The organism is Blautia sp. MSK.18.38, assembly GCF_024460535.1.
GTDB classification, from domain to species: Bacteria; Bacillota; Clostridia; order Lachnospirales; family Lachnospiraceae; genus Blautia_A; species Blautia_A fusiformis.
This window is the reverse complement of sequence record NZ_JANFYP010000025.1, coordinates 40166-51925: the sequence shown is the minus strand read 5'-3', so window position 1 is coordinate 51925 and position 11760 is coordinate 40166. Positions and strand designations below refer to the sequence as shown.

Annotated in this window: 8 protein-coding genes and 1 pseudogene; all 9 read right to left on the bottom strand. The window is 42.0% G+C overall.

Annotation, left to right across the window (positions count from 1 at the left end; all coding sequences use genetic code 11):
* Window positions 1–34 precede the first annotated feature (34 nt).
* Window positions 35–163 (bottom strand): annotated as a pseudogene (locus NE638_RS14365) (Maff2 family mobile element protein); the annotation flags it as partial.
* Window positions 164–304: 141 nt separating this feature from the next.
* The gene (locus NE638_RS14360) at window positions 305–2200 is read right to left on the bottom strand and encodes a VirD4-like conjugal transfer protein, CD1115 family (protein WP_173706484.1); all 1896 of its coding nucleotides are present in this window, start codon (window positions 2198–2200) and stop codon (window positions 305–307) included.
* Entirely contained in the window at window positions 2197–2715 is a 519-nt protein-coding gene (locus tag NE638_RS14355) for a PcfB family protein (RefSeq protein ID WP_173706483.1), read from the bottom strand. The genes NE638_RS14360 and NE638_RS14355 overlap by 4 nt, the downstream gene beginning before the upstream one ends.
* Window positions 2716–2735: 20 nt before the next feature.
* Window positions 2736–3596, bottom strand: a complete 861-nt coding sequence (locus NE638_RS18105) for a DUF6017 domain-containing protein (protein ID WP_256137228.1) — start codon at window positions 3594–3596, stop codon at window positions 2736–2738.
* A 58-nt stretch (window positions 3597–3654) separates the two neighbouring features.
* The gene (locus tag NE638_RS14345) at window positions 3655–3900 is read right to left on the bottom strand and encodes a hypothetical protein (RefSeq protein WP_173706482.1); all 246 of its coding nucleotides are present in this window, start codon (window positions 3898–3900) and stop codon (window positions 3655–3657) included.
* Window positions 3875–4033, bottom strand: coding sequence for a hypothetical protein (locus NE638_RS14340; RefSeq protein ID WP_172725704.1), 159 nt, complete (start codon window positions 4031–4033; stop codon window positions 3875–3877). The genes NE638_RS14345 and NE638_RS14340 overlap by 26 nt, the downstream gene beginning before the upstream one ends.
* A gap of 105 nt (window positions 4034–4138) precedes the next feature.
* Entirely contained in the window at window positions 4139–10126 is a 5988-nt protein-coding gene (locus tag NE638_RS14335) for a SpaA isopeptide-forming pilin-related protein (RefSeq protein ID WP_173706481.1), read from the bottom strand.
* A 451-nt stretch (window positions 10127–10577) separates the two neighbouring features.
* Entirely contained in the window at window positions 10578–11282 is a 705-nt protein-coding gene (locus NE638_RS14330; protein WP_138344312.1) for a sigma-70 family RNA polymerase sigma factor, read from the bottom strand.
* A gap of 164 nt (window positions 11283–11446) precedes the next feature.
* Window positions 11447–11587, bottom strand: coding sequence for a hypothetical protein (locus NE638_RS14325; protein ID WP_167338126.1), 141 nt, complete (start codon window positions 11585–11587; stop codon window positions 11447–11449).
* Window positions 11588–11760: the final 173 nt, after the last annotated feature.

Below are 11760 nucleotides of genomic sequence, written 5' to 3'. Positions count from 1 at the left end.
TGCCCTTCGACTTTGTGCGTAAGCTTTTCACTTACGAACGTGTCGCACGATTGTCGTTTCCGTAACCTTCCAGCAGGTTGATAACACCCCATACTGCAAGACCAGCTCCGATCGCTACTACAAGAGTCTGTAAAATATTAATTGCCTGATTAAAAAACGCCATAGTCGTTGTCTCCTTTCAAATCATTGCTTTTTCCCGGTTTCTATCTATGTTTTAAGAAGTCTCTTCCGGCTCTGCCCTTATGGGCGGCCTTTCATGATCTCTCAAATCCATCACCTCCCTATAAGGGCAAAGAAAAAAGAGCTATGTGTTTAAATCTTTCACATGCTCTGCTTCCTTGTTTTCTGTATTTAATTCTTCTGCCAGACTTTCCTCTGAAAAGGCATACAGGTCAAATTCCTGTGTCCTTGTCAGCTTCACTTCCATCCGATGCCGCATATACGCTTCCACATCAAATTCATTTTTCTTATCATAGTCAGACAATTCCTTGTATCGTTTATGCTTGGTAATATCGAACTTGTCACTGAAAAACGGTCTGACACCTCTCAGCTGAAGGATACATTTACTGCCATCCATGACCGCAAGCTCGTCCCGGCTCATCAATTCCTTTCCTGTTTTCTGATAATTCATCCCATAAGAACGGCTCTGTCCACGGGTATCAGAAGTGTTGTATAAATCAATCGTTTCCTTTCCCAGTGTCTCGGAAATCTCCTTTAATGTGGAACTTTCCTTGCCGCCAAGGAACAACATCGTATCGCAGTTACCTAAAATAGTTTCAGCAGCATCTTTATAGATGGTCTTGAGCTGTGACTGCGACTGGAGGATAATGGATGCTGAAATCTCACGGCTACGAATAGTTGCGATCAGCTTGTCAAATTTCGGAATCTGTCCGATATTTGCAAATTCATCAGCTAATATTCTGACATGATAAGGTAATCGTCCATGGTGTACATCGTCTGCCCTGTCACATAACAGGTTAAATAACTGGCTGTACATCATTGCCACAACAAAGTTAAACGTATCATCGGTATCTGAAATAATGATAAACAATGCTGTCCTCTGATCCCCTACCATATCCAGTTCCATTTCATCATAGCTCATGATCTCACGAAGCTCCGCAATATCAAATGGAGCAAGTCTGGCTCCACAGCTGATCAAAATCGACTTCGCTGTTTTGCCGGCGGCTAATTTATATTTTTTATACTGACGTACTGCAAAGTGTTCCGGTTCTTCTTTCTCCAGTTCTTCAAACAGCATATCTACTGCATTTTTGAATGTCTCATCATCTTCCCTTGTTTCCGATGCATTGATAAATTCAAGCAGTGTCGCAAAGTTCTGTTCTTCCTCCGGTGCTTCATACCAGATATAGCCAATCAATGCACAGTACAGAAGCCTTTCTGCCTTCGTCCAGAAATCCTCACTGGACTTCTCCCCTTCCCCTTTGGTATTTACCATGATAGTATTCACCAGTTTCAGAATATCTTTTTCTGAATGGATATAGTGGAACGGGTTGTAGTGCATACTCTTGGAAAAATTGATCGTATTCAATACTTTCACTTTATATCCATGCCGTACCAGCATCTTTCCGCACTCAATGATGATCGTTCCCTTGGGGTCCGTGACCACATAGCTGATATATTTTCCCATCTGCATCAGATTTGGTTTTACATAAAACCGGGTCTTTCCGGAACCAGATCCGCCAATTACAATCACGTTCTTGTTCCTTGCAAATTTCGGATTCTTTGGTCTGCCGTTCATAGTCAGCCGTTCAGTCATGGTAAGAAGAATATTATTCTCAAATATTGGGTCGATAAAGGGTGCAATGTCTTTTGCTGTCCCCCATCTAGCCGAACCATACTCCACTCCCTGCCGGAACTTTTTGGCATTTTTTCCTTTCAGATAAACCATGAGCTTCACTCCCACGGCTCCGGTCAGCCCAACCAGCAATTCATTTTTATGCATACTTGGAAGAATCCTGCTAAATGCCAGCTGAAAATTCAGGACTAACACTATCAGTCTTTCTATCATGGAATTACCTGCACAGTATTGATACAACCATGCCAGCTTATTTCCTACATAAAATATCATGATATACGGAAGATTCAGCAGAATGAGCCGAAGCAGCTTATGTACATCCACCGGCGGTAATCTCTCCAGGTATCCTTTTCCTACACCAAGCAACTTCTGTAATCTGCTCATAATGACGGCTCTTTCTCCTTTCCTTTTGTTTTCTCCAGTTCTCTGTGCTTTTTAAGCGACTTGGAAATCGCCTGCTGAAGCTTTTTCCTTACAGATGGCTTTTTATCCTTGTTCAGAGATTGTCCTGTATATTCTTTAAAAGCCGCAGTCATTACATCTGCATCTCTGGCTTTAAAGAACACATAATATCTTGGCGGATCAGCGTTCACATCTTTTTTCAGGCTGAAATCAATGCTGTACTTTTTTGCTACACGCTCAAACGATTTGATATTTCCATCCGTGATCTCAATATTGGAAAGCTGTACATCCTGCTTCATCAGCTTATCCATACTCTGCTTTCCCTTATAGGTTTTATCCTCTTTATCCTGCTTAGGCTGTTTCTGCCCCTGCAGCTTTTGTTTCTCCTGTTCCATCTTAGCAAGAGCTTTTTTCATTGCTGCCTTTAACAGATTTGCAGTAACCTTCCCACATCGGATACAAAGCGATACGGTTTTTTCATTTACTTCATCCTGCACTTATCTCACTCCTCCTTTCCTTATTCTTCACTGTCACCATACATATCATGCTGTACCAGTGCGGAATAATAATTACTGATCGTAAGTGGTGCGTTATATAAAACCGTCAATAAATACTGCCGGATATTGATTACCTTACTGGTATTCTCCTTCAAGCATTTCAGGACAAACCGGATGTGTTCAGAATTTAGTTTCAAAAACTGACTTTTAACCACATCCTTTGGCTTTCTGTCCCCACCTATCCGTATCATTTTCTGTTCGGAACAGACAGTATCCACAATCAGTTCCACAATCTCGTTCAGCATATCCCGGTTATACACATCAATCAGATATTCATACCCAATGTTGTTCAGAATCATCTGGTGATATACTTCTCTTTCCATTCGTTTCCTGTGTATTTCTTCACTCTCTTCAGAATAGAAAGAAAGATACTCAGTATCACTCCTATCAGTGTCACTTATTTCAGTCTTATTATCCTCAGTATCATTACCCGGCATTTCTGACATATCTGTACCTGTCATATTGGCATTTCCAGAAATGTCATTTTGACGTGTCTGGATATTCCTTTTATACATATCTTGTTGCGTACATTTGCGTACATAAATCCTATCCGGTCTGCCTAACCCCTGCCGTATCCTCGTAATCAATCCAATTCCGTTCCGGCTGTCAAGCTCTGCTAACAGATTCCCTACCTTTTTCAAGCCACATCCCATCATGCCGGAGATCTGCTCCTGGGAAAAATAAATATATACCTTTCCCTCTTCATCCAGCCAACGGTTCTTTATAGATAGCTGCATACGGTCAAGCAAAAGTCCATAAAGCAATTTCGCTTCACAGGAAAGGCTCTTAAACTGCGTATTTGTAAAAAGGACTTTAGGCACACGGTAAAAAGAATAGGATTCCGCTTCTTCACCGTAATGATACGGAAATTCATATGTATTATCCTGTGTTCCGATGCTCCTTCACTTCTTTCATAGCCTTCACAATGCAGTAACCCAGACAGGGAGTATGTTTTCCATAGGGACAGCCTTCACATGGCTCCCAGTGAGTTACCTTCCTGCGAAGTGGTGGAGAAGAAATACGATAATAACATTCTTTCCTTTTGCATTTCTTTCTCCCGGCACTAAAGAAGTAACAATACGCACAGTCCGAAGGCTTATCACTTGCATACCCTACTTCTGTCATCTTCCTGCTCCTTTCCTTCTCTCAGCTTGTTATACTGTTCATCGGATTCCTTTCCAACTTTTATGCAGCAGTATAAAACAAACCCATATACCAGGAATACGATAATCCCTGCAACGATCAATACGGTTTTCATCCCATTTCTTCTCCCTTCACTTTTTTATCAGTATTGGCAAAAAGGGCATCTATGAAACACTTGTCCATAAATGCCCTCTTCCTCTTTAAGAAATCTTAGGATCTCTTATTTTTTCTTCTTTTTGCGGAGAATCACAGTACCTCCGACTCCTGCCATTCCAACTCCTGCAAGCAGAATCCAGAAAAGGATCGGTGTGTTATCTCCTGTCTTCGGTGAAGTAGATGTCTTTGTTGTCTCAGTATCTTTTGTTTCCGGTGTTGATGTTGTTTCTGGTGTTTCCGCCGGAGTCTCTGTTGGTGTTTCCGTTGGTTTCACTTCGTCCTTCATCACTACTTTCTGGATCTCTCCTGTATCTTTTACCGTAAACTTCACATCTTCTGCTACCAGGTATCCATCCGGTGCAGTCTCTTCCCGAAGTGTATATTCTCCAATCGGAAGCATTTCAATATAGTGTGGTTTTTCCTCGGATGTCCAGCTCTCCACTGTCTTTCCATCTTTATCAAGGATTGTCAGCTTCGCTCCCGGCAGTTCCTTACCAGAAATATCGGTCTTGGAAATCTGCACCTTTGTCACATCATCCTTCATTTCTACCTTCTGTACCTCACTGGTATCTTCAACCGTAAAGGTAATGCTCTCTGCTGTAACATAGCCATCCGCTGGAAGTGTCTCTGTCAGGGTATACTTCTTACCAACTGTCAGTTCTTTAATGATATGTGGCTCTTTTCCGGAAGTCCATTCATCCACGGTATTTCCACTTTCATCGGTCACTTTCAGTTTTGCTCCCTCAATCTCTTTTCCATCCGTCAGAGATGTCTTGGTAAATTCTACGGTTGTTGTCTCATCTTCAAAAGTAAACTCATAGGAAAGAGTCTCTTTTTCAGCTCCGCCATATTCAAAAGTAAACTCCTGTACCTGATCTGTAGTCGCAAATCCCGGTGCTGGTGAAGTTTCTTTCACATAGTAGGTATGACCAAGAGGAAGATCCGCAGTAAAGGTCAGTTTTCCGTCTTTATCTGTAGCCTGTTCTTCTATCACCGTATCCGCTTTCAGGATCACATCACCTTTTGCATTGACAATATCATCCTTATTACACAGAGCAAATACAGCTCCTTCCAGTACACGGTCAGAATCTTTCGCTTTTTTCAGCACTTTCACTTCTGCCTTCTGACGTTTATTCTGCCAGTCTGCTGAGTAAGTAACTTCCGCAGTATTCTGATCACGGTAAGTCAGGTCAACCTCACGGGTTTCCCCATCAAGGACATAACCGTTTGCTGTCTCCTTCTCTTTGACATAATATTTGCCAAGAGGAAGATCGGTCAGTTTTGCCACACCAGTCTCATCCGTTGTAATGGTTGCTACCAGTGCATCCTTTTTGTAATAATCCTCACTCTCACCATCAGCCGCTTTAATATCCTCTAAGGCATAAACTTCAAAAGTAACCTCTTTCAAGGAACCAGAGAAATATTCAAACAGATGCTTGAGCCAGCCACCAACGGAATCCAGTGCAGATACTTTGTCCAGGAACTCACCTTTTTTATTGATGATCAGTGTTCCGGTCGGTACGTCATCTTTCATTTCCACCTTCTGAATTTCTGCAGTATCCTCCACAGTAAATGTGATCTCTTCTGCCATCAGATAACCATAAGGAGCCATTTCTTCACGAAGTGTATAAGTCTCCCCAGCAGTCAATCGCTCAATCAGATGTTCTTCCCCTTTTATAGATTTCCATGTATCCACCACATTTCCATCTTTATCAAGCACTATAAGAGTAGCACCGGAAAGTTCTACTCCTGTAGTAATATCTGACTTCTTGAATGTTACTTTTGTTGGCTGGTTCTTAAATACAGATTCCAGTTTTACCACTTTCACATCCTGTCCCTGATATTTCGCAGTTACTTCCAGTGTCTCAAATGAAGATACATAACCGGCAGGAGCTGCGAGCTCTTTGATATAATAGCTTCCGAATGGAAGATCAGATTCAAACACAGCCTTCCCATCTTCATTGCTGACTGCTTTTCCAAGCAGAGTGTCTGCTTTCACAACCACTTCTCCATGAGCGAGAATATCTTCCTTTGCATAAAGTCCAAATTCTGCACCTGCTACAACCGTCTCGTTCTCAGCATCCTGTTTTACTACGGATACCTCTACCTTCTGACGGTCATTCTCAAAAGCTGCTGTCTGCTCGATCACTGGTGTTTTCTGGTCTTTGTAAGAGAAAGTAACGGTCTGTGCCTCTTCGTTTAACACAAAGCCCTCTGGTGCTGTCTTTTCGACAACCTTATACGTTCCAATCGGAAGATCAGCAATCTGAGCTTTTCCATCTTTATCGGTCGTAACCGTTCCTACTAATACTCCAGAAGCATATTCCAGAATACGGTTGCCCTGGTCATCTTTCTGGAAATCCGCTGTGTAAATATCCTCAGCTGCATATACTTCAAAAACTGCACCTTCCAGATTTTCTTTCTGGTAAGTGAACTCATTCTTAAATCCATTCAGAACTTCGCCCTGTTTTACGATGTTCAGTTCCCCTTTGACCGGATGGTTTTCATATACGATCTCAATGATGACATCGCCAGAAGTTCCGTCCATCTGATATGCTGTGTTGGAATCTACATTCACCTCATAGTAATTCTCATTCAGAATATATCCATAAGGTGCGTTTACTTCCTCAATGCGGTAATGCCCGATTTTAAGATTCTGCGGAAGGATCAAATATCCCTGCTCATCTGTAAAATAGGATTTATGTTTTACCGTAGTCGGATAAGTCGTTACCTGCTCCACATATTTTTCAGTGTCCATGTTGAAGATTTTGAACTCTGTATTTTTCTGAAGCACTGCTTTCTTTGTCTCGTCATCCTGTTTGATGATTTTCAGCTTCGCTTCAAACTCTTTATCCAGCATCACTCTCCACACCTGCGGAGTGCCTGGATGGTTCTCTGTAATCTGTACAATAAAATCATCTACCGGAGTATAGTTATGCGGAGTTGTTGTCTCACGGACAATATACGTTCCATAAGGGATCGCAATACTGCAGGCATACCCTTTCTCGTCTGTAAAGATTTCTGTAGCACCGTTTTCTCCGATTACTACTGGTTTGGCAGAATCAAAATCATAGCTGCCATCTTCATTTACTTTCAGGGAAGATACCAGATAAGCGGTAAATCCTGCCCCTTTCAGTAAGTCTGCATCGGTCTTTCCATTGTTTGCCGCTTTAATGATCTGGAATGGCTGTTTCATCACCTGCTCCAGAGACAGACAATCACGTTTTACTTCTGCTACAAGGTCACCCTCGTAATTGCAGACCAGATCATGTTCTTCCTCATCGACCAGATAACCGATTGGAGGAGTGATCTCTTTTACATAGTAATTGCCAAGATATAATCCATCCACAGAAGCCTGTCCATTCTTATCTGTCGTAAGAGTGGCAACCTGTTCTCCTGCTTTATAGACCACACCAGTCGCACCGTCCGGATGCACAATGTCCTCACGGGCATAAAGTCCATACACTGCTTTTTCCAAAGTGGCATCGCCCTGTGGAACTGCCTTTTTGGTTTCTTTATCCTGCTTCTGCAAAGAAATCTTAGCTGTCACACGCTCATTTTTGAATGTATGCTGAAATGTCTGTTTTGCCTCTTTATCATTTGTATATGAGAGAGCAAACATATAAACATCTTCTGTATTTCTCACATAACCTTCTGGAGCCTGCACTTCCTTCACATCATAAGAAAATCCAAGTGGCAGATCTGCTGTAAACTTTGCTGTACCGTCTGCTCCTGTTGTCACTTTCTGGATCAGCGTACCTTTCTTCACAACAACTGTACCATCTGCATTGGTAATATCACTTGCAGCATAAAGTCCAAAGATTCCTCCATCCAGAGGATTTTCTGTATCTTCATCCTGTTTGGTAACAATCACTTCTGCTTTCTGTCTGTCGTTCGTAAAGGTTGTCTCGGAGAAAACAACATCCACATTTTGTCCAGCATAAGAAAGAGTCACTTTCTTCTCCTCTCCAGCATTATAAAATCCTGTCGGAGCCTGCTTTTCCTTTACAACATATGTACCAAGATGCAGATTTTTAAGAACGATGGCTCCATTCGTATCTGTTGTCAGATTTTCTTTTACCAGATCACCCTTGCTGTAAACTTTTGTGCCATAGGCAGTTTTAATATCTGCTCCGGCATACACATCGTAAACCGCACCTTTCTGTCTACGTTTCTCATACTTAAATGTTGTACCGTTCTCTGTCACGTCAGCACCAACAAGTACCTCACCTTCTTTATAAACGGTAAGCTGTCCCAGCTGTTCTTCATCTGGAACTGTAACAGTTGTGGTCTTGCTGACTTCCAGTTTCACATTATAAGCGGTTGCATTGATACGGTATCCGCTTGGTGCTGTAATCTCTTTGAGATATACGGTGTCCTGTGTCTTAACAATCTGTACAGACGCTTCACCATTTGCATCTGTTGCCGGTAACTTTGTGATCAGCTTCGTACAATTAGCATCGCTGTATAAGCCAAACACTGCCCCGGCCAGCTTCGCATTCGCCTTGGCATCTTTCTTAATCACCTTAACGCTTGCGTACTGTACCCAGGTTACTTTAAAGTCCACATATTTCTCATCATCCACACCTTCACCAAATACCAGTGCTAAATCCTGTGAACCTGACCCTGTGCTGATCTTATAAGCAGAATAGTCTTTTGTTACGCTTCCTTTCATCGTAGCTGACCAGCTTCCTGCAACATCCTGCACCTGTGTCAATGGTGCTGATAAATAAAACTTTGTTCCACCAATGATCTCTACGGCTTCCCCAGCTTTACTTGTCTTTCCGGTTGTTACATTATGAAGCTTCACGCCACTTGGAAGTTTCATCGTGATACTCTGTAGTTTGTCTGCCTTAAATGTAATCTCCTTTGTTCTCTGGCTGCTGCCATCTACATAAGCAGTTACATTTGCATCCGAAAAACTCATATCGACATCCGGGATCTCCGGCTGTGAAATACAGTAGTTATACAATTTCATAGCAAGTGTTTTTGCTTTGCTGCTTGCTCCGGAAAAAGCGGAATCTCCACCATTTGCATATGATGCAGCAAGATGAACCAAAATAAATCTGGCACCTGCACTTAAATTGCCATAACCGTTCTCTTCTGTAAAGAATCCTTCATCACCTGCCGCCTTCGTTCCATAATAGCAAACCTTAGCCAGTTTCTTACCGTCACTCAGCTTTGTAATATCGTATGTTCCGGTTCCAGGACTGGATTTCTCCGGCTGGATACAATAAGCGGTTGCAGAAACATTTCCAAACTTCACGGTGTACTTATACGTCAGATAGCTTCCATACCCATAATCCGAATACTGATAGCAGGCTCCTCTGGTCACAGTTACCTTCTTTGTGCTTCGGCTTGATGCTTCCCTTGCCATGAAAGTAACCGCTTCCCCTTCTTCCATTGAATAAAGGTCAATACCACTATCCTCTGCCTGATCCATTACTTCAGAAACAGTTAATCCAGACTCTTCATCTGTTGTGACTTTCTCCTCTTCTGGCAAATCAGTTACTATTTCCGTCTGCCCTTCTGCATCGGCATCTTCTTCCGCATTACCAGAATCTTCTGTCTCGCCAGCATTTCCTTCACCGACGGTATTTTCAGAAGTATTTGGTTCTGTCAGCTGTTCTGTTTCCGGCTCTTTTACGGTTACATTTCGGCTGATACGATAAGAAGGATTTCCACTGACTGGCTCTACCTTATAAACTGTTTTATAGGTATCTGCCTGGTATGTGTCAAAATCATCTCCTGCCTCATTCTTCGCTTCATACAGCTCTACTTTCACTTTGGCATCATTGATTCCTTCAATACCGGAAAAATCCACCTTAATGTCAAAATCAGAACCATAATCAATGCTGTAATCATTGGCAGTTAAAATCTCATCCGCAGCCAGTTTATCTTTCACCGCTTCCAGTTCCGGATACTGTGCTTCAAAAGAAGAAGCTGCCTTTTCCGGTTCTGCTGCATAAGCAGTCATTGGCTGTGCCACAGCACTTGCAATCGTAATAACAGATAATACTCCAGACATTACTCTTTTCAATGTCCCTTTCATTCTCAATACCTCACTTTGCTTTATTTTTTCTGTTACCGGTTTACAGGCTTTCACCTGTCTGATACAATCAAATCATAGGCATCACCCCGTTTTAAATTATTTGTGCCAAAATCATTACTGATGACAGCACAGTCATACGCCGGAACCTGCAAAAGCAAAAGCTCCGACGCATGGTCTACTGTCATCGCCCGGCGAACCGGGCATAACAAAAATAAGGATTGAGCATTTCCGATCAGAAGAGAACTTCCACTGGCCGCAAAATGCGTAGCTGAGCTTTCATCCTCCTCTGACCTTTTATTCAGTTATCAAGGTACGGTGGATTGGGATTAAATCATTTAGAAATGTTGTCTCGAATGACTTTGCCCTCTTTCCACTAATCACAGGCGGCAGAGGGCAAAATGTCACATAGATTTGAAATTTTTTAAAAAACTATATTTTTTCTCTGGAGAGACTATTTCAGTTCTCCATATTCATTGAATTTTTCTTCGATTATATTGAGAGCATTCTGCAGCATATTTGTCACCGCAGTACGTCCAGTTCCATTTTCCTTTGCAATCTGTTTATGTGTTTTCTGATTCCAGTAAAATTCCTGAACTACTTTTTTCTGCTTATCACTAAGTACACTCATCATCTCTTCTGCGATCTGCTGACGGTTCACACGTTCTTCTACATCCATCAATTCATCTTCCATTCCTTCAAAATCCTCTGAAATGCCATTGAATGAAATGCAGCGTCCCCGATCACGAGTAGCCAGATTATGTGCCAGCCGGTCCTCGCCAATCAGCATCAGACGCAGATACCATTCTTCCTTTTCAAAAAAACTTTCCTCTAATTCACAGAAATATTTCTTCTCACGAAGTCCTGTCTCTGGATTCCAGGTATTATACTTCTCATCTTCCTTTCTCTTCTTTTCTGTCACAGAAGAATAACCATAACCAAGTTCCAAATTTACCGGGAATACCGTTGCTCTGTTTCCGATGCCATAAACCGCATATCCGGACTGATATACAATAATATGTACCTCATTCACTCCTGCTCCTGTTATTTTATGAGCAACTACCGGTGATTCCCCTGTACGAAGCTGCTTCGGTGTAGGAAGTTTCTCTCCTCTCTTTGGTGTGTCGATCAGTTCTTTCAGTGTTCTTAATGTCAGCATAATTGCCACCTTTCTCGCAGGAACCGGTGACAAAAAGAAAGGCAGCTAAGCTAAATAGACCCCGATTCCGCTAATTTTTTTATTAGCGGAACCGAAGCTCCAGCCTGCTGCCTTCTGTATGGAAAAATCTGCTGCACAATCACAGTGCTAAGATTCAACCAGCATTATTTACTTCTATTTACTACTGATACGGTATCCGTCTTATTCTCTTTTTCTTTCTGACGGATTTCCTTTAATACATCTGAATAATCACCAAAGGCATCGTAGGGACACCTGCGGCGAAACTCTAATTCTTCCTGAGTCATGTTCTGTCCTCCTTATTTCAGCACCTCGCTGTTGATGCTTTGATTATAGAATAATCATTTTCGTTTTTCCCCGGCAGATGTGTGGAAATCCTTATACTTCTCCCCACATCTGTGGAAATAAAATTTTGTACAAAAAAAGCACCTACTCATATTTTATAAGTAAGTGCTAGGCT